The organism is Thermococcus cleftensis (assembly GCF_000265525.1).
Lineage (GTDB): Archaea > Methanobacteriota_B > Thermococci > Thermococcales > Thermococcaceae > Thermococcus > Thermococcus cleftensis.
Genome location: NC_018015.1, coordinates 478,818 through 495,482, shown reverse-complemented (window position 1 = coordinate 495,482; position 16,665 = coordinate 478,818). Strand labels below are relative to the sequence as shown.

The following is a 16,665-nucleotide window of genomic DNA, read 5'->3' as shown; positions in this document are numbered from 1 at the left end:
GTGCCTGAGATGAGGGTTCGCTGTCCGGGCTGTGGGAGGCTTTACTCCTCCCTCATTCCTCCTACGTGCTCCTGTGGCGAGCCCCTTAGGATAACCTACGACTACGATTCCATCGACCCCTCCGCGTGGAGGGACAGAAAGCCCGGGGTGTGGAGGTACAGGGAGCTTCTACCAGAGGTTCACGAAGTAGTAAGCCTGAGCGAGGGCGGGACGCCTCTGCTGAGGGCAAAGCTTGGGGGCGAACTTGGGCTGAAGATATTCATCAAGGACGAGACGAGAAATCCGACTGGCTCTTTTCGCGACAGACTCATAACTGTGGCGGTTTCCTACGGCCTGCCTCACGCCGACAACGGCTTCGTCATAGCAAGCAACGGGAACGCCGCGGCCTCCCTCGCGGCCTATGCCTCACGGGCTGGAAGGCCTGCCTACGTCGTGGTTCCTAAGCTAATAGAGCAGGGAAAGCTCAACCAGATAGCGGCCCTCGGGGCCAAGGTTATACGCTACGGCGAAAGCGTGGACGAGGGCATAAGCTACGCCGAGGGCCTGGCGGAGGGGAAGGGACTGTACAACGTTACCCCGGAGAGCAACCTGGTCGGCCTGGAGGGGCAGAAAACGCTGGCCTTCGAGCTGTGGGAGGAGCTGGACCCGACTCACGTGATAGTTCCAACCGGCAGTGGGAGCAACCTCTACAGCATCTACAAGGGCTTCGTGGAGCTGAGGGAAATAGGTGCCATCGAAGAGCTTCCCAGGCTGATCGCGGTTCAGGCCGAGAAGTGCTCTCCAATAGCGAGCGAAATCCTCGGCGTTGAACCAAGAGCCGAGCCGACTAAGGCCCTTGGCCTGTACGTGAAGAACCCCGTGATGAAGGAGCTCGCCCTCAAGGCCATAGACGAGAGCGGCGGAACCGCGGTTCTCGTGGGGGAGGACGAGCTTGACCTTGGCCAGAGACTCCTTGCCAAGGAAGGAATCTTCGCCGAGTACGCCTCGGCGGTTATAGTTCCTGCCCTCCTCAAGCTGGCTGAGGAAGACTACTTCGAACGCGACGACAGGATAGCCCTGGTCGTGACGAGCTCCGGCCTCAAGGGCCACTACTCCGAGAGCCGCGAGAGGTTTAGCGTTGGGGGGACCAAGCTGGAGATACTCAGACTGCTGAGCGAGAAGAGCATGTACGGTTACGAGATATGGGAGGCCCTGGAGAAGCCCCTCAAGTATCAGGCGGTTTACCAGCACCTCCGCGAGCTTGAAAGCATGGGGCTAATTGAGGAGACCCACAGGAGGGGCAGGAGGGTCTACTACGGGCTGACGGAGAGGGGAAGGAGGTTCCTCGAAACCCTCGGGTAGAAAGGTTTTAAAGCCCCTTTTAAAAGCTACTCGTAGGTGAAGAAGGTGAAGCTGTCCGTCGAGCATAAGTTCTCACTCACGGTTTACCTATGGGGAATCATAACGGGGATAATAAGCGGAGTGGCGGCTGCTAAGTTCCAGTACGGCTGGCTGATAGGGCTCGCCCTCTACCTCGTCATAGACAAGTTCGTGCTCGCCGTGGTCAAGGAACTGCCCCCCGATGTTCCCGAGGAGCGCGCCGTTCTCAGGAAGGCTTTTTGGGGCTGGGCGCTGTTCTGGCTCTACTTCACGATGCTCAGCTACTCGCTGATGATAGGCTTCACCCCCCAGTGCTACTCCAACCAGAGCCTGCTCTACCAGATGGTGACGAGCGGGAACGCCACCGTTCTCTGCAACGTGACTCCCGTGGGGTGATGATATGGAGGAACTGAAAAGGGCCGTCGCGAAGGAGGCCTTGAAGTTCATCGAGGACGACATGATAGTCGGCCTCGGCACAGGCTCCACCACCGCTTACTTCATCGAGTACCTGGGCAAGCTCATAATGGAGGGGGAGCTCGAGGACGTCTACGGCGTTCCAACCTCCTATCAGGCCAGGCTCCTGGCGATAGAGAACGGTGTTCCGGTTGTCGGCCTCGACGAGGTCGATGCCATAGACATAGCCGTCGATGGGGCTGACGAGGTGGATCCGAACCTCAACCTCATCAAAGGCCGCGGAGCGGCTCTAACCATGGAGAAGATCATCGAGTACCGCGCCGGAACTTTCCTTGTCCTCGTCGATGAGAGCAAGCTCGTCGAGAGGCTGGGTCAGAGAGTGCCCGTTCCGATAGAGGTCATTCCTGCGGCGTGGCGCGCGATAGCGGAGGAGATAGAGGTCTTCAACGCCACCGCCGAGCTGAGAATGGCAAGCAAAAAGGACGGTCCCGTCGTTACCGACAACGGCAACTTCATACTCGACGCGAAGTTCCACCGCATAGAGGACCCGCTCGACCTGGAGATAGAGCTCAACAACATTCCGGGCGTTGTGGAGAACGGCATCTTCGCGGACATCGCTGACATAGTTCTCGTCGGCACGAGGGAAGGCGTCAAGAGGCTCGAGCGCTGAGGCCTTTCTTTTCCAACCCCTGCCTGGTGGTTTTCCCTTCTGAAAACGCCTCCTTGGAATGAATCCATTTCTGCCCACAAAGGCAACCCAGGGAAACCTCAGAACGCGTTTTTTCAGGAGAAATCTCCCATGCAGGTTTTTGATGAATCCTTCCAGCAAAGTTTCTTAACGTGATCGAGCCTTACTTCGGAGGTTTGCGAGTACAGAGCAAGCTTTAGGAAAGCTTGACCAAAAGTTCGTAGCTCCTTTTAAACGGCCTAATGCAGGGATTTTACCTGCAAGTGCTCGTTTCTAAAAGAGAACGTACTTGATGAACTCCCTCGCAAATGAATTTACTTCTCTCAACGCCCGTCGGGCGAAAGCAAGGGCTGAAAGGGGAGTGTGGGGGCGAAGCCCCCCGGAGTTTTAGAGAAAAATCGGGGTTGTGGGGCGTAGCCCCCTTGTCTTTCGTTGTGGTGCGGGGGCGGGGATTTGAACCCCGGAACCCCTGCGGGAGTGGATCTTGAGTCCACCGCCTTTGACCAGGCTCGGCAACCCCCGCACGAACAGGCGAATTCACCACCAAAGCGCCGCTCCTAATGAGCGTTACAGCCGTCACGACCTCCTCGACCGTCAAATCTTCAGCCAAAGCCACCTCAAGCAGGCTCGCGACCACACGGCTCACGTTGTCCCAGCGCTCCTTGGCCTTCCTGTAGATTTCTGGCGGTAGCGTAATGTGCAGACGCGGTGAAAGGCGCCTCGGACGCCTCCGCTTCCGCTCGCCGGCTCGCTCCCGCTCCCCCGTTTGGGAGTGTCCGGACACACCCTCAGATTTTACCATGACGAAAACCCCCAACGAAGTTTATAAATTTTTAGGCTAAAAACCCTTCCCATCGACACCTGAAGAAACCGGAAGAAATCACCACAAAGTTAATGTACTCCCCACGACAAAACCCGAACCCGGTGAGGACATGGCGGTAAAGGCCGTTGATAAAAGGGTGTTCGAGTCAATCCTCGACGGCCTCGCAAAGGCCACCAAAGAAAAACCCGAGGACATACTCTGGTTCTTCCAAGTAAGGGAACTGATGAGCGAGATGGACAGACCCATGAGCGATGAGCGAGCCTGGAAGATAATCCTCAGGGACAAAAAGACGTCAAGCCTGAGCACCTCCGAGCTCCTGGAACTCGCCAGGAAGGAACTCAAAAAGTTCCACAGGATTGAGAGAAAGCTGAAAAAGCTCGGAGTGATTTGAATGGCCAAACTCAAGGTTGTTCTTGACACTTCAATCCTAATCAGCATGCTGAAAACCCGGGACCCTTCTCGAAGTCCAGCCATAAGGGTTCTTGAACTGCTCAAAAAAGGCACCCTGCAGAATCACGGTTCCAAAGAGACACTAAGGGAAATGAAAGAAACCCTTGCAATAATCGGCCTGATGATTGGAAAACCCGAGAAGGCCAAGGCAATTTACAGCCTCGTCAGGAACCGCACGAAGGTAGTCTCACCCCGCGTGAGGTTCGAAAACGACCCCAAACTGGCCGAGGCCGTTGGCCACCATGATGACATAAAATTCCTTGACGTGGTTTATGCCGCCAAGGCCCGGTACCTCCTCAGCATGAACACGAAGCACCTGGTTAAGCTCAGAAACGGGAGGACCTTAAAGTTCAACTTGAAGAGGCACTGGTTCTACATCATGACCGCCGGAGAGTTCCTAAAGCATATTCGAGAGAAGTACGGGATAAACTAGGCAGCATAAAGGAGATGATGAAGAATGACACAAACTAAAAGGAGGGTGGTTAAAACGACCGGGAGTGGAGCCTTCGCGGGACTCATAATCGGAGGAAGCATCGGCCTACTATTTGGACCCGGTGGTGTAATCCTCGGCGGCTTAATCGGAGCTATCCTCGGCGACGAATACGAGAAAAAACAACTCGAAGAAGAACAACACAACCCCCACTAAACCCCAACCAAAAGCGAAAAAGGAAAAACCGAGAGATCACAATCCAAAAGCTTATGGGGCTGTTTCATAGATAGTTAAAATCGTAAAGTTTAAATATTTTCGCTTCTTATCTTGATTTGGTGGGGCTTGGTATGAGGCTCTATCGGACAGGAGAGGCATCACAACGCTTGGGCATCAGCAAACCAACGCTCCTTAGGAAAATCAAAACCGGCGAAATCAAAGCCTACCGGGTCGGGAGAGAATACCGCATTCCCGAAAGCGAAATTAAAAGACTTCTTGAGGGCAAAACCCTCGATAAAGTCGTCATTTACGCAAGAGTCTCAAGCCGAGACCAGAGAGAGGACTTGGAGAGGCAAGTCGAATACCTCAAAAACTACTGTTCCGCAAAAGGCTATCAAGTCATCAAAATCCTTACAGACATTTCATCGGGCTTAAACGAAAATAGACGGGGCTTAAAACAACTCTTCAAACTTGTGGAGAGCGGAGAAGTTGGGAAAGTCGTGGTAACCTACAGGGACAGACTTACACGTTTTGGATTCAGATACCTTGAGCAATACTTCAACTCTCACGGTGTTGAAATCGAAGTCATCTTTGACGATGAAGAGAAGACGCCGGAGAAAGAACTCGTTGAGGATTTATTGGCTATCGTAACTTCCTTCGCTGGAAAGCTTTACGGAATGCGTTCTCACAAGAAAAAACGCCTCGTTGAGGCGGTAAAGAATGCCCTCAGAGACGATTAAACTCACGGCAAGGTTCAAGCTCAAAAACCCGCCGGAAGGGTTAGACGACCTCTTCTCCACTTACCGAGAAATCGTGAACTACCTAATCACTTACGCTTTTGAGAACAACGTAACCAGCTTTTACAGGCTCAAAAAAGAAACATACAAGACCCTACGCAGGGAATACTCTAAACTTCCAAGCCACTACCTCTACACGGCCTGCCAAATGGCCACGTCAATTTACAAGAGTTACAGGAAACGCAAAAAGAAGGGGAAGGCCAAGGGTAAGCCTGTTTTTAAGAGGAGCGTCATAATGCTGGACGACCACCTGTTCAAGCTCGACCTTGAAAAAGGAATAATCAAGCTCTCAACTCCTAAGGGGAGAATCCAACTGGAGTTTTACCCGGCCAAGTATCACGAGCGGTTTAAGGACTGGAAGGTTGGTCAGGCTTGGCTCATCAAAACGCCAAAGGGAGTTTTCATCAACGTGGTCTTTTCCAAGGAGGTTGAAGTTGGAGAACCCAAAGCTTTCGTTGGAGTGGACTTGAACGAGAACAACGTTACCCTAAGCCTTCCAAACGGCGAGTTCGTGCAAATCATTACCCACGAGCGGGAGGTTAGGACTGCTTATTTCCTCAAGAGGCGGAGGATTCAGAGGAAGATAAGAGTCGGAAGGAAAAGGAAGGAACTCCTTGAGAAATACGGTGGGCGGGAGAGGAACAGGCTTAACGACCTTTATCACAAGTTGGCCAACAAAATCGTTGAGCTGGCCGAAAAATACGGTGGCATTGCTCTGGAGGATTTGACTGAGATTAGGAGTTCGATAAGGTATTCTGCTGAAATGAATGGCAGGCTCCACCGCTGGAGCTTCAGGAAGCTTCAGAGCATTATCGAATACAAGGCTAAGTTGAAGGGTGTTAGGGTTATTTTCGTGAATCCTGCTTACACCTCCTCCCTGTGCCCGGTATGTGGGGGGAAGTTAAGCCCGAATGGGCACAGGGTTTTGAAGTGTTCAAACTGCGGGTTTGAGGCCGATAGAGACGTTGTTGGTAGTTGGAATATTCGCTTGAAAGCCCTGAAGATGTGGGGAGTTTCCGTTCCCCCCGAAAGCCACCCGATGAAGACGGGAGGGTGGAAGCCTACCCGTTACGAGATTAACACTCTACACACAATTAACGGGTAGGCAGAACGGTTTGAAGTGCTTTGTGTTGGCGGTCCATAGAATGTAGTTCTTGGCGAGAGCCGTTGAGCCGATTAAGAGGTCGTTGTCTTCGATTGATTTGCGAACATTGCGGAAAACTTCCCAGTACACGAGGGTTATGTGGTCATCTACGGGTTCAATGTGGTAGAGGTTCTGGAGGAGTTTGAGGAATTGGACTGCCTGCTTCTGGCTTTTGGCTCCCCGCACGAACTCGAGAACTGTGATTATGGAGATGTTAAAGTAGTGTTTGTGGAGTTCCCTCCTTCTTGCGAGCTTTATCAGGACGCTGGTGTCGGCGAGGATTTTACTTCTTGGTTTTCTCCGTGTTCTCGATGGCATCCCAATCAAACCCCTCGAGGAGGCTGTAAAGTTTCTCGGCTATTTTTTTTCGTTTCATGTACTCCTCGAGTGCTTCTATTATCGCCTCTTTCGGGACTTTTCCCGATGTTTCTATAATGAGCGTCAGCTCGGTTTTTGTTTTTTTCTTGGTTTTCATTTCTTCTCCACCCGCCTTACGGTTATTTTCCCTGGGGTGTAGCCGTAAGCCTCGAGATATTCCCGGAGGAAGGTTTTGAAGTCCCGGGTGAAGTCTCTGCTCCACTCTCGAGGTATTTTCACATTCACTTTAACAGTCGTCATGCTCTCACCGTGCTCTCTTTTGCTTCTGGGATAGATTAAGGTTTTGGTGTGGAGAATTCTTCCGTTTTCTTCATTTTTCTGGTTCAGTGCTTAAATCCTCCTGGCGAGTAGGGTGAAATTGGGGGATTCACCAAAAATCCCCCGGTGAAATCAGGGGAAAGGTGGTGAGACTGGTGGAGGACGCGAGCGGGAGGAAGCTGTACGTCTGCCTTCGCTGTGGGAACAAGTTCTGGAGCCGTGCTAAAAAGCCTCAGTGTTCAGTCTGCCGTTCTAAGAGGGTGGTCCTATACGAGGAGTTTTTGAAATTGCCGGAGGAGGAGCGTGAGCGGATTCTCGGGAAGAGGAGCGAGAAGAAAGATGAAAAGCCGGCTGAGGAAGCCAAGGAGGTTACGGCGGAGGTTGAGGAGCGGGGAAGTGAGGTGAAGAGCGAGGAGCCGGAGAGGGTGAAACCTGTTGAGGACCGTGAGGGTTCACCCAAAATCACCGGGGTGAAGAAGGGTGAAAAGCCGGGTGAGAAGGTGAAGGGTGAAAGGGTGAAGAAGGGGTTCCGCGTTCCAAGGCCGAGGTTGAGCTGGAAGGCGTGGAGCGTTATCTTTGCGCTGGCGTTCCTGTACTACCTCTATAAGGTCGGCTGGTTCGATGAGATGTTCAGGCAGTTGAAGCGCCTGGCTGGAAAGGACGAGGAGCCGGTGAAGGCTTACGAGGAGAGGCGTTCCCCGATTCTTGGGAAGATTGAGAGCAACCTGAGGGGGTGAGAGTGTGGGAAAGGTCAAGGCTGCTTTGGCGATGATGAACCCGGCCACTCAGGTGAAGATGGGGAGGATTTTCGGCTGGGTTGATGACCTGGTAGAGGCCATTAAGGCGACTGGTATCGAGGTCGGCGAGGTGAACGGTGAGGAGGACCTTCAGGAGGTCCTGCTGAAGCTCATCGGCAAGGCGAAGGTCAGGCATGTGAGGGAGAAGAACGCGCTGGTCCTGGAGCTGGGGAAGGAGAAGAGGTTGAGGCTGACTTTGAGCTTCAAGGAGGTTGAATGATGGGGGACCCGCTTATGGCTGAGAATGCTGCGAAGGCCGTCGTGGACAGCACCATTGACGAGCTGGACGAGAAGGACATCACGAGCCTGGTCGAGGACGTGGAGAGGGACCTTGAGGAGATTGATGAGCTGGTCGAGGAGGAGGAACTGGAGGAGGTTGGCGGGACTGGCGGCCTGATGAGCGAGGAGGAGTTCAACGCGAGGCTTGACGAGTTCCAGGAGCGGGACCACAGCCTGACCATCTTCGCAAACTACTACGTGAAGATGCTGGAGAAGAAGGCGAAGGAAATCGGTGCGGACATTGACTTCTCGATTTGGTGGGACGTTGGGAGGCCGAGCTTCAACGCGGGATTGTGGTACATGGAGAAGGTGGAAGGCCAGAGCCTGCAGGTGAGCGGGAAGTTCGGCCTTCTCATTGGAGCGGGGTCCCTGCTGATGCTGACGTGGATGTACCGGAAGGCGGCGAAGGAGGCGAAGGGGAGGAAGTCAAGCGGGAATAAGGCCGACCTGAGCACTTATGCGGGATGGGGACATTACGGCAAGGATTTAGAGGAGGAGAAAGGGGAGACCGGGGAGAATAAGCCGGTTAAAACCGAGGCCGAGAAGCTTCGCGAGAAGGCGAAGCCAAAGGAGCCTGAGCCGCCGAAGAGCGAGATGCTGGCCAAGATTGCAAAGAACCTCGGCTCTTGACTTTTCTTTTTGGAGGTGAGGCTTATGGGGATCCTGGACATTGACATTCCGGCCTGGAGTATTGACCTCATTTATGGAAACACTGGTTCGGGGAAGAGCTACTTTGCCGGCTGGCTGGTTGAGCAGGCGTGGGAGAGGGGGAGGCGATTCATCGTTCTCGATACCAAGGTGAAGAACCACCTCGGCCTGGTCCAGCTCAAGGGGGTCAGGCTTCTCAAGATTAAGGTGGGGACGCGGTACAACTGGAGGAAGCTTTTGGACTTCGACCAGGTGCTGGTGGTTCCGACGCGGGGGACCATCAACAGGATTGGAGTGGAAGGCCTGGTCGAGCAGTATTACAAGCCTCTCCTTGATGAGATTTTCAGGCGGGACAGGGACCGGATTATCGTGGTGGAGGAGGCGCACAGGTTCAACCCGTCCTCGAGGAGGCCGGGGAAGGAGCTGGAGCAGTTGTTTAGGGAAGGCCGTGACGGGAAGCTCTACACGGTTGCCATAACTCAGTCCATCGCGGACTTCCCGAAGCTTCTCTTCCGCCAGGCGCAGAGGCACTTCATCTTTCAGCATTACGTGCCGAATGATGTCATTTACCTCAACCGTATGGTTCCCGGCTTCTCGGAGCTGAACGACCAGCTGAGGGAGCATGACCTCATCGAGTTCATCCCGCCGGCAAAAACGAGGATCATCAAGCGTGAGCTTGTCGTGAGGAGGACGAGGCACTTCGGGTGATGGCCTTGGCGAGGCTGTACCTCTACGATGATAAGCGCTCGGTGTTCCACACGATCCTTGGCTTTGCCTCGGCCTTCCTCCTTGTTTATGGCCTTCTTGTCCTGGTCATCTACCTGGTCTATGAGGTCCGCGAGAAGGAGTACCCTGTGGCGACGGTGGGTGATGTTGTGGAGTTCCTGGTCGGCTACGTCTGCGGCCTGGCAGTCGTGATCTGGCTGGCGTTATGGTTTTATACTTAGGCGAGAACGAAAAGCGAGGGGGTTTCATGGGAGCGACCAGGAGTGAGATTGTGATTGAGGTCCCACGAGGGACGAGCATTAGCGAGATTCGGAAGATGGTGAGGGAAATCGTCCTCCGTTATCTCCGTGAGAAAGGCGTGAGTGAGGAGGAGCTGAAGAAAGTCAGGGTAAGGGTGGAGGTGCTTGAAAAGTGAAGGTTAGGGTCAGGGTTTACGGGGGTTCAATTCCAGAGAAGGTCCTCGCGAGGGAGATAAAGCGCGCGCTTGAGGTTAAGAAGACTGCGAGAGAGTTGTATGAACTTCTCTCGGAGGAGGAGCTTGATGAAATCGAGAAGGAAGTCTCAAAAAGGAGGCTCTCATTCAGAGAGTTCAAGGATATTGATTGACACGAGCGTTCTAATCGACTTGTACAAGGCCAGAAAGCTTGAAGATTACGCAGGCTCGGCAATTTCAGTGGTTACTCTCTTCGAGTTCGTGAGGGGAATACGCAGTGAGAGAAAGAGAGTAGCGGTTCTAAAACGACTGGAAAAGCTGTTTAGAGTGGAGCCTTTGGACAACGTGGTAATTCTGACAGCCTCAAAGATATATCGCGTGTTAAAGAAAAGGGGAGAACTAATAGAGGATGCTGACATAATCATCGGCGCTACTGCAATTGCAAAGGGTTATATGGTCTGGACTGAGAACACCGGCCATTTTAAGAGAATGTCTGATTTCGGGTTGAAATTGTATAAGCCTCGGAAGAGGTGAGCGGGATGGGTGTTTATCTCGACCGTGAGGCGAGGGAGATAATTCAAACCGTGCGTGAGAAGCTTGCGAGGCAGTTGGGAGTGAGCGAGAAGCACATTTCGGCGAGCATGGTCGTGAAGTACCTGTACTCCCAGAGCAGGTTAAAAATGGAGAATTCTTCCTGATTCTTTCCTTTTCCCCACTTTTCTGGTTCAGTGCTTAAATATTCAAGGTGCTCTATTCTTTACCGAGGCCTCACGGCCTCAAAAGCGAGACAAGGTGAGAGGTGAGGGAGATGGACTGGAAGGAGATCTTTACGGGAGACTTCCTCGTGAACATGCTGAGCGTTCTGGCAGCGCTGTACATCTGGAACAGGTTCCTGGCCAAGAGGGTCTGAAGGCGAGGCAGTAATCAGGAGGTGAGACTGGTGTATAAGGTGAAGGAGACCCTTGATGATGTTTTGACCCTTCAGGTGAAGAGCATTGACGTGCCGAGGAACGGCGTCATTGACAGCATTGCACTCCTTGCTAAAATCACCCTCTCCAACGGGGGGACTTCTGACGCGAGCGTCAGCATGGAGGACGTTCTCAAGGCGATAAATGAGATCCGCGTCGTCAGCAACGGCAACGTTGTCCACTACGCGCTTAGGGGAACTGACATCGCTTACCTGAACGTTTATGACACTCACGGGAAGGCGCTTAGCCTCACAGACACGGTTGCCGTTCCAGCTGGCGGGACGAAGGACGTCAGCTTCCTCATCATGCTTGATGCTGGCCAGATCCATGCACTCATAAAGGACCAGCTGCAGATCAGGGTGGACTGGCAGACCGACCTCGGGAACAGTATTACCGTCAGTGATGCTTCAATCAAGGTGACCCTTGATAAGGAGGTTTACGAGAGCGCCGAGGATTACGTGGCTGCATACAGCGGTGCTGAATATGGTGAGGTCTTCATCGAGGAGCCGAAGGTTTACGCGATTGAGAAGGCCTTTAACGCGCTCGGTGAGCTTACCGAGGTCTTTGAGCTTCCTGTCGGTTCAGTCCTCAAGCGTGCACTCCTCGTCTTCTACGATGACACTGGAGCAAGAGCCGACATTGTGGACAAGTACGCGCTTGTTAGAACCAGACCGGCGAGGATACAGCTTTACAAGATTGACTATGAGACGAGCAGGGAGCTGGACAAGATCCAGTACAAGCTTCCGAGCGTTCCGACCGGCATGACCATGTTCGACTACGATATGGAGGTTGTCGTTGGAGGCCTTGACCTCCGCGAGGAAGCGAGCGGAACCTTCAAGATTGCGCTTAAGACCACTGCCAGCGGCAAGCTTCGCTACATAAGCCACGAGGTTGTTCCTCAGGCAATCAGGCTCTAACCTCTTTCCTTTTCATTGAATCAGTGGGTCAAATCAGCTGCTTAAATCAGTTTTTGAGGTGGTTTAAATGGTCGTCACTCGGACCTACAGGCCTTCGGACGTGAGAGCTGTAGAGATTTTGAATCAGATAAAAGCGCAGCTGGGGATTTCAGGAAAGATAGATACTCTCGAAGAGCGCAGGAAGGCGTACTATTATCTCAAAGGGAAAGGCTGGAACATGAGCATGCTGGCCTGCAACCCTGACGCTTATCCGGGGGACCCTGAAAAGAAGGCGCTTTGCATGTTGTTTAACGAGATGCGTGGGTATCAAATCGAGGAGAGCATAAGGGGAAACGAGGCGCAGTTGAAGAAGTACGGGAGTGCGTTTAGAAGGACCTACGAGAGGAACAGGAAAATACTTGAGGTTCAGAAGAAGGCTGTTGAGAACGCTTACAAGCAGCTCGAGAAGAAGACTGGAGTAAAGACTGTTCCAAGGCCACAGCTGAAGCCAGATGTCATAATTAAGCCGTTACCCTTGCCATCTCCACGTCCTGTACCAGAAAAGATCAGCATAACCTCGACAACTCCAAGGCCACAGCCGAAGCCGGCCACCGTGCACGTTCCACAGGCGAAGAGGGAAGAGTCAGGTAGAAACATCGGCCTCCTCCTCGGCGCAGTGGTGGCTTTCCTGGTTCTCAAGAAGGTTCTGGGGTGGTGAGTATGGCAGTTCCAGCAGTCATCGCGTTCAAGGAGAGGGACAACATCATACAGCTGGCGATGTACGCTTTCTTAGCAATTGTAGTTCTTTACACGCTTTACAAACTCTTCGGCGTGTTCAAGGAAGTCGGGGAGAAGGTGGAGAATTTCATGAACGACCTCAAAAACGACCTTGAGCAGGCGCCTGAGAAGTTCACCCAGACCGGAAAAGACATCTCGACCATAGCAAAGGGGACCCTGACAGGCAAGCAGAACACTGGAGAGTACAACGAAGCCATGACCCGCCTTCACTATGGGGGACCGGAGTGGAAGCCTGGCGGAGGTGGCGAGATAAACAGAAAAACTGGAACCATCAGAAAGTATGGGACTCCCGTGAGACCTGGACAAGAGGTCCTCTTTGACGGTGAGTGGTACGCCAACCGCTTTGTAAACAACCTGGTGAAGTCCCCGGACAGCAATGAATACATCTCTAAGGAAGACGCGCTCGCGAGGAAGTACGGATTCAGCACTTACGCGCAGTTCAACGCATGGCTTTCTGGAGTCAAGGCTGCACTCAAGGCGACAGGAAAAGACCCGAGCCAGATGAGCCTTGACCAGATCGTGAAGTACGGCCGGGAGCTTGAGAGGAAGAAAGAGGAGTGGAAGAAAACCCACAAAGCGACGCCGAGGCTGGAACCCCGCAAAGATGTAAAGCGTCCCTGGCTCAAACCGCTTCCACTTGAAAAACAGGACGAGCTTCTCAAGAAGGTGTACCCGCGCACTCCCGGCGGCGGGGTGATAATCGGAGGAAGCACTCGGGTCCCAGGGTTAAATCCCAAACCAAAACCAATACTCGATCAACCAAAACGCGTTCTTCCTGTGAGAGTACCGATCTTTGCGAGGTGAGAGCATGAAGCTCGACCGCGAGACCCTCTTTCACGGCCTCGTCCTCTTCATTTTGTGGATGGCCTTCCAGATCGAGTTCAAGAAGTTCCTGGACAAGGTGAGGTGAAATGACAGGAACCGAAGTCTGGAGTTCACTCATCACGATCATTGGCACCGCACTCCTGACAGCCTACGCTACCGCTAAAGCAAACGAGCGGGTCCTCAAGACCATCATGGACCGCGTTGACGAGCTTGAGGACAGGATCTTCAACCACGAACAGCGCCTCAGCCGCCTCGAAGGGAAAGTGGCAAAGGAGGCGGGAGCATGAGCAGGAAGAACAGGAACATCTACCTCGGCAGGCGCGTGAAGGACACAGGGAAGAAAGGCCTCGACAACCTCAGGGAAGTTGAAGACATCTGCAAGGCCATACTCGCCGATTACCAGAGAAGAAGAATCTCCTACGCCAAGGCCATGAGACGGCTCGTTTTTCTCCGCACGACCGTCATCAAGCGGAGTGAGAAGCTGGTTGGGAAGAAGCGGAAGGCCTACGCTATCGTGCAGAGGTATGAGGAAAAGCTGAGGAGGATGAAGAAATGAACGGTGTGAACCTCATAGACTTCACAATGCCTTCCCCGGTCCCGGCTCCAGCCGGTGGGAAGGCCAAGACCAGAAACTTAGGAGGAATGAAGCTCGTCCTCCCGAGGAAGAAACCGGAGCAAACCGAGGTCGAGAAAGAGGAACAGGTCAGGAGAAGAAACTGGTGGAAGGCACTCCTACCACTCCTCGGCATCATCATCGTGATTAAGCTCGCCACCTGGTACGCGAGGAGGTATGGAAAATGAGCGAGATGAAGGTGAACGCGTACTTTGAACCTGCTGACAATAAAGTCGTTGAGCTGACCGACGGCGAGAGGAGCCAGGAAGTGGACTTCGGAACGCCGAGCCACATCACGGCCATAAGTGTTAGTCACGGGAACGATGATTACGTCATAATCAGGCTGAGGAAGGTCGAGGACACGAAGCCGTTCTGGTCGGCGAAGTTCTACAAGGGACTGAACGGCCAGGTGTTCATCCAGCCGATTCCCGCCAACCCACTAAGAACGGTCGTGGTTGAAGCCGAGCCTGGCGGGAGCCTCACCGCGATAGGTGACAGCGTCCTCGTTAATATAAGCTACATTCAGGGGTGAGAGCGTGCTGTTGATCAAAGGAGTCGGCGGAGGAATATTACTCGAGGGGAAATTTGTTGCGTATGGGATTGGAAATGAGATGTCAAGCACGTCATTCAACTCAGGTCCAGGGAACTCCCTCAACGCAGTTTCCTTGAGTGTCGGAGCCGGAAACTCCATGACTGGTGTCTCTGTGAGCGTTGGAGTCGGAAACTCCGTACATGGTGTCTCGGTGAGTGTCGGAGTCGGAAACTCATACACCCCGGGGGTGTGATGAATGGCGACGTATAACCTGAACCTTGCATTTGTGAAATACTACGTTGAGAGCGTGCCTGACTACAATCAGAAACTCCCTATCACCATAAACAACCCGAAGGATACTCCCACCTACGTGAAAGCAACGATCCTAAATCAGGGAGCGCTGGGATTCACTTTTGACGATGGGACGACTGAAAAGACTTATACGGTCAATGCAAATAGCTCTTTGAGCGTAACGGAGCTTCTTGTTCCGGCAACGAACCCAGCCGAAACGATGAAGGACAGCATACAAATCAAACTTGAGTATTACAAAGACGACGCTTATACTAAGCTATTTGGCGAGGACGTCCTCAACGTCCAACTGAACTACTATATCGAGAATGCTGACGGGACATGGACGAGTTCAACATACACCGATGAGAACGCATTTATCTGGGACAAGTGGCCAGCCTCTACAATTGCAACAGTCACACTTCAAGACAAAGCGACGGTTCCCGGAGTAAATGGGAAGCCACTGATGGTGAGATATACCGGGGGAGCTTACTCTTCCAGTGCAACCGTAACGTCCGGAGTAATATCCTCTGAGAGCGCATTGTTCTACATAGACCCAACATACCATACAACGGTGGCACTGGGGTTCATGGCAGTTCAGGACGCTAATACTCCAGCACCGGCTGGGTTCTTGGCTACGGTGCTCCGTTATGCTTCAGGAACTAACGCAATGATATATGGGGGATATAACCTCATTACTGGCGCGTTTAATGGGGTGACATGGGATTGGAAGACTTTCGCATCAGTTTCAACCGTTGGAGGCCTGCTAAAGATTGTTGGAATAAACTGGGGAACAGGTGACGTCCCCTTTGCAGGCCTGAAATGGTATGATACACCAGCAGAATTGACCATCGACGACGTTATTTACTTCCTTCCACTACCATAAAATAGAGATGCTAAAGCTCCAGAATCCCCAGCTCTTCTTTTAATTTGTCCACCATGTAATAGTAGATCCTTGCAGCATTCTGCACGTTCCAGCGGTAGTTCCTCCCGCCGACGTTCTTCGGTGCTCTCCCCTGGAGGAACTCAATTAGGTGCATCGCATCGGCCGGTGGGTTTGGAACGGCGCTCATCACGTGGTCGTTCATGAAGTTCTGGAAGAACTTTCTCAGCAACGCGAGGTCCTTCACTTTCTTATAGTCCCTGAACATCTTATGCTTGCTCGAATTGTCCGCCGTTAGCTTGTAGCCTGTGCTCTTAAACCACTCCAGTTCAGGAACCAGCTCGGCAGGGAAGACGGCAACGTAACCCCTTTTCGTCCCGTGTTTCCTGGTCGGGAGCTTCACCCGCTCCATGTCGTAAACTGCGATCTTCTTCCTCCACTCTTCGGGAAGGCCGAAGGCCTTGAAGGTGTCGTCAATAACTCCCGGCTCGAACTGGTTCATCAGCTCTCTAACTTCGTCGCCACGAAGGCCGGTGAAGGCGAGAAGCTTGAGGTAGAGCTTCCGTGCTCTGAGAATTGTCTCGTTCTTCGCCTTGAGCTGGTTGAACATTTCCCTTATGTCCTTGACCGTGATGACTTTCGCAGACTCAGCGCGCGAGGTGGTTTTAATGTTCGGGACGACTGCCTTAAAGTCGATTGCCTCGCTTTTCCTAATCTTCCCCGTATCGACCAGGAAGTTAATGTAACTCCTCACGGCAAGGTAAGCATGGCGGTTTGGGTTCCCGTTCTTCGTCGGTGGGATTGCTTCAACTATACGCCTCAGCTCTTCGGGAGTGTTTGCCTTCTTCCCCCAGAGGAATTTATCAAGCATTGGGATGTACTTCCTCGCCATTGAAGGCGTGCGCCGTTTCAGCCATTCGACGTATTTTTGCCGGTCACGACCATAATGGATTTTGGCTGTTGAGTCCACCAAAGCCTTTCCTGTAAAAACGTTATCGGCGCTCGGCTCTTTATTATCGTCA

General features: G+C 52.8%; 29 protein-coding genes and 1 tRNA gene. 25 read left to right on the top strand and 5 right to left on the bottom strand.

The window, feature by feature from the left end:
• Window positions 1-9: 9 nt before the first annotated feature.
• The 3 genes from CL1_RS02775 to rpiA are packed head-to-tail and all read left to right on the top strand — an operon-like array spanning window position 10 to window position 2,443.
• Window positions 10-1,341, top strand: a complete 1,332-nt coding sequence (locus CL1_RS02775; protein WP_014788384.1) for a pyridoxal-phosphate dependent enzyme — start codon at window positions 10-12, stop codon at window positions 1,339-1,341.
• Window positions 1,342-1,377: 36 nt separating this feature from the next.
• Window positions 1,378-1,755, top strand: a complete 378-nt coding sequence (locus CL1_RS02770) for a hypothetical protein (protein WP_335323788.1) — start codon at window positions 1,378-1,380, stop codon at window positions 1,753-1,755.
• Between the two features lie 4 nt (window positions 1,756-1,759).
• A complete protein-coding gene (gene rpiA, locus CL1_RS02765; protein WP_014788382.1) occupies window positions 1,760-2,443 on the top strand; it encodes a ribose-5-phosphate isomerase RpiA in 684 nt (227 codons plus the stop codon).
• A 453-nt stretch (window positions 2,444-2,896) separates the two neighbouring features.
• Here rpiA and CL1_RS02760 read toward each other — a convergent pair.
• A tRNA-Leu gene (locus CL1_RS02760) sits at window positions 2,897-2,984 on the bottom strand.
• Window positions 2,985-3,393: 409 nt separating this feature from the next.
• Here CL1_RS02760 and CL1_RS02755 point away from each other — a divergent pair.
• The 5 genes from CL1_RS02755 to CL1_RS02735 all read left to right on the top strand — a co-directional run bounded on the left by CL1_RS02755 (window position 3,394) and on the right by CL1_RS02735 (window position 6,282).
• Window positions 3,394-3,675 carry a hypothetical protein gene (locus CL1_RS02755; RefSeq protein WP_014788381.1) on the top strand — a complete coding sequence of 94 codons (282 nt, stop codon included), beginning with the start codon at window positions 3,394-3,396 and terminating at the stop codon, window positions 3,673-3,675.
• Complete coding sequence (locus CL1_RS02750; RefSeq protein ID WP_014788380.1) at window positions 3,676-4,167, top strand: putative toxin-antitoxin system toxin component, PIN family; 492 nt, start codon at window positions 3,676-3,678, stop codon at window positions 4,165-4,167. It begins immediately after the preceding gene.
• Window positions 4,168-4,191: 24 nt separating this feature from the next.
• On the top strand, window positions 4,192-4,380 hold the full coding sequence (locus tag CL1_RS02745) for a hypothetical protein (RefSeq protein ID WP_048151837.1): 189 nt from the start codon (window positions 4,192-4,194) through the stop codon (window positions 4,378-4,380).
• 131 nt (window positions 4,381-4,511) lie between these two features.
• A complete protein-coding gene (locus CL1_RS02740) occupies window positions 4,512-5,120 on the top strand; it encodes an IS607 family transposase (protein WP_014788379.1) in 609 nt (202 codons plus the stop codon).
• A complete protein-coding gene (locus CL1_RS02735) occupies window positions 5,101-6,282 on the top strand; it encodes an RNA-guided endonuclease InsQ/TnpB family protein (RefSeq protein ID WP_014788378.1) in 1,182 nt (393 codons plus the stop codon). The genes CL1_RS02740 and CL1_RS02735 overlap by 20 nt, the downstream gene beginning before the upstream one ends.
• On the opposite strand, the gene CL1_RS02730 is transcribed toward CL1_RS02735, so the two are convergent.
• Genes CL1_RS02730 through CL1_RS10730 form a run of 3 tightly spaced genes read right to left on the bottom strand, consistent with a single transcriptional unit; the run spans window position 6,262 to window position 6,939 of the window.
• Window positions 6,262-6,639 carry a type II toxin-antitoxin system VapC family toxin gene (locus CL1_RS02730; RefSeq protein WP_014788377.1) on the bottom strand — a complete coding sequence of 126 codons (378 nt, stop codon included), beginning with the start codon at window positions 6,637-6,639 and terminating at the stop codon, window positions 6,262-6,264. The genes CL1_RS02735 and CL1_RS02730 overlap by 21 nt on opposite strands.
• Complete coding sequence (locus tag CL1_RS02725; protein WP_048151834.1) at window positions 6,605-6,796, bottom strand: hypothetical protein; 192 nt, start codon at window positions 6,794-6,796, stop codon at window positions 6,605-6,607. The genes CL1_RS02730 and CL1_RS02725 overlap by 35 nt, the downstream gene beginning before the upstream one ends.
• A complete protein-coding gene (locus CL1_RS10730) occupies window positions 6,793-6,939 on the bottom strand; it encodes a hypothetical protein (protein ID WP_187287175.1) in 147 nt (48 codons plus the stop codon). The genes CL1_RS02725 and CL1_RS10730 overlap by 4 nt, the downstream gene beginning before the upstream one ends.
• Before the next feature lie 164 nt (window positions 6,940-7,103).
• Here CL1_RS10730 and CL1_RS02720 point away from each other — a divergent pair, with 164 nt between their 5' ends.
• From CL1_RS02720 to CL1_RS02650, 17 genes are all read left to right on the top strand, one after another.
• Window positions 7,104-7,694: a hypothetical protein gene (locus tag CL1_RS02720; RefSeq protein WP_014788376.1), complete on the top strand. Its 591-nt coding sequence runs from the start codon at window positions 7,104-7,106 to the stop codon at window positions 7,692-7,694.
• Between the two features lie 4 nt (window positions 7,695-7,698).
• The gene (locus tag CL1_RS02715; RefSeq protein WP_237266268.1) at window positions 7,699-7,974 is read left to right on the top strand and encodes a hypothetical protein; all 276 of its coding nucleotides are present in this window, start codon (window positions 7,699-7,701) and stop codon (window positions 7,972-7,974) included.
• The gene (locus CL1_RS02710) at window positions 7,971-8,663 is read left to right on the top strand and encodes a hypothetical protein (RefSeq protein ID WP_237266267.1); all 693 of its coding nucleotides are present in this window, start codon (window positions 7,971-7,973) and stop codon (window positions 8,661-8,663) included. Before CL1_RS02715 ends, CL1_RS02710 begins: the two co-directional genes overlap by 4 nt.
• Window positions 8,664-8,687: 24 nt before the next feature.
• Complete coding sequence (locus CL1_RS02705) at window positions 8,688-9,389, top strand: ATP-binding protein (protein WP_014788373.1); 702 nt, start codon at window positions 8,688-8,690, stop codon at window positions 9,387-9,389.
• Window positions 9,389-9,628, top strand: coding sequence for a hypothetical protein (locus CL1_RS02700; RefSeq protein ID WP_014788372.1), 240 nt, complete (start codon window positions 9,389-9,391; stop codon window positions 9,626-9,628). The genes CL1_RS02705 and CL1_RS02700 overlap by 1 nt, the downstream gene beginning before the upstream one ends.
• 26 nt (window positions 9,629-9,654) lie before the next feature.
• A complete protein-coding gene (locus tag CL1_RS10635) occupies window positions 9,655-9,822 on the top strand; it encodes a hypothetical protein (protein ID WP_014788371.1) in 168 nt (55 codons plus the stop codon).
• Entirely contained in the window at window positions 9,819-10,013 is a 195-nt protein-coding gene (locus CL1_RS02695) for a hypothetical protein (protein WP_014788370.1), read from the top strand. The genes CL1_RS10635 and CL1_RS02695 overlap by 4 nt, the downstream gene beginning before the upstream one ends.
• The gene (locus tag CL1_RS02690; RefSeq protein ID WP_237266266.1) at window positions 9,949-10,374 is read left to right on the top strand and encodes a type II toxin-antitoxin system VapC family toxin; all 426 of its coding nucleotides are present in this window, start codon (window positions 9,949-9,951) and stop codon (window positions 10,372-10,374) included. Before CL1_RS02695 ends, CL1_RS02690 begins: the two co-directional genes overlap by 65 nt.
• A gap of 5 nt (window positions 10,375-10,379) precedes the next feature.
• Window positions 10,380-10,538: a hypothetical protein gene (locus tag CL1_RS10725; protein ID WP_014788368.1), complete on the top strand. Its 159-nt coding sequence runs from the start codon at window positions 10,380-10,382 to the stop codon at window positions 10,536-10,538.
• A gap of 242 nt (window positions 10,539-10,780) precedes the next feature.
• Entirely contained in the window at window positions 10,781-11,725 is a 945-nt protein-coding gene (locus CL1_RS02685) for a hypothetical protein (RefSeq protein ID WP_014788367.1), read from the top strand.
• Window positions 11,726-11,792: 67 nt separating this feature from the next.
• Window positions 11,793-12,422, top strand: a complete 630-nt coding sequence (locus CL1_RS02680) for a hypothetical protein (protein WP_014788366.1) — start codon at window positions 11,793-11,795, stop codon at window positions 12,420-12,422.
• A complete protein-coding gene (locus tag CL1_RS02675; RefSeq protein WP_148267268.1) occupies window positions 12,419-13,306 on the top strand; it encodes a hypothetical protein in 888 nt (295 codons plus the stop codon). Before CL1_RS02680 ends, CL1_RS02675 begins: the two co-directional genes overlap by 4 nt.
• A 107-nt stretch (window positions 13,307-13,413) precedes the next feature.
• Window positions 13,414-13,614 (top strand): hypothetical protein, encoded by a 201-nt coding sequence (locus CL1_RS02670; RefSeq protein ID WP_014788364.1) that lies wholly within the window; start codon window positions 13,414-13,416, stop codon window positions 13,612-13,614.
• The gene (locus CL1_RS02665) at window positions 13,611-13,883 is read left to right on the top strand and encodes a hypothetical protein (RefSeq protein ID WP_014788363.1); all 273 of its coding nucleotides are present in this window, start codon (window positions 13,611-13,613) and stop codon (window positions 13,881-13,883) included. Before CL1_RS02670 ends, CL1_RS02665 begins: the two co-directional genes overlap by 4 nt.
• On the top strand, window positions 13,880-14,128 hold the full coding sequence (locus CL1_RS02660) for a hypothetical protein (protein WP_014788362.1): 249 nt from the start codon (window positions 13,880-13,882) through the stop codon (window positions 14,126-14,128). The genes CL1_RS02665 and CL1_RS02660 overlap by 4 nt, the downstream gene beginning before the upstream one ends.
• Window positions 14,125-14,472, top strand: coding sequence for a hypothetical protein (locus CL1_RS02655; protein ID WP_014788361.1), 348 nt, complete (start codon window positions 14,125-14,127; stop codon window positions 14,470-14,472). Before CL1_RS02660 ends, CL1_RS02655 begins: the two co-directional genes overlap by 4 nt.
• A 256-nt stretch (window positions 14,473-14,728) precedes the next feature.
• On the top strand, window positions 14,729-15,646 hold the full coding sequence (locus CL1_RS02650; RefSeq protein WP_014788360.1) for a hypothetical protein: 918 nt from the start codon (window positions 14,729-14,731) through the stop codon (window positions 15,644-15,646).
• A gap of 10 nt (window positions 15,647-15,656) precedes the next feature.
• Here the strand turns inward: CL1_RS02650 and CL1_RS02645 are convergent, their stop codons facing one another.
• Complete coding sequence (locus CL1_RS02645) at window positions 15,657-16,514, bottom strand: integrase (RefSeq protein WP_187287174.1); 858 nt, start codon at window positions 16,512-16,514, stop codon at window positions 15,657-15,659.
• Window positions 16,515-16,665: the final 151 nt, after the last annotated feature.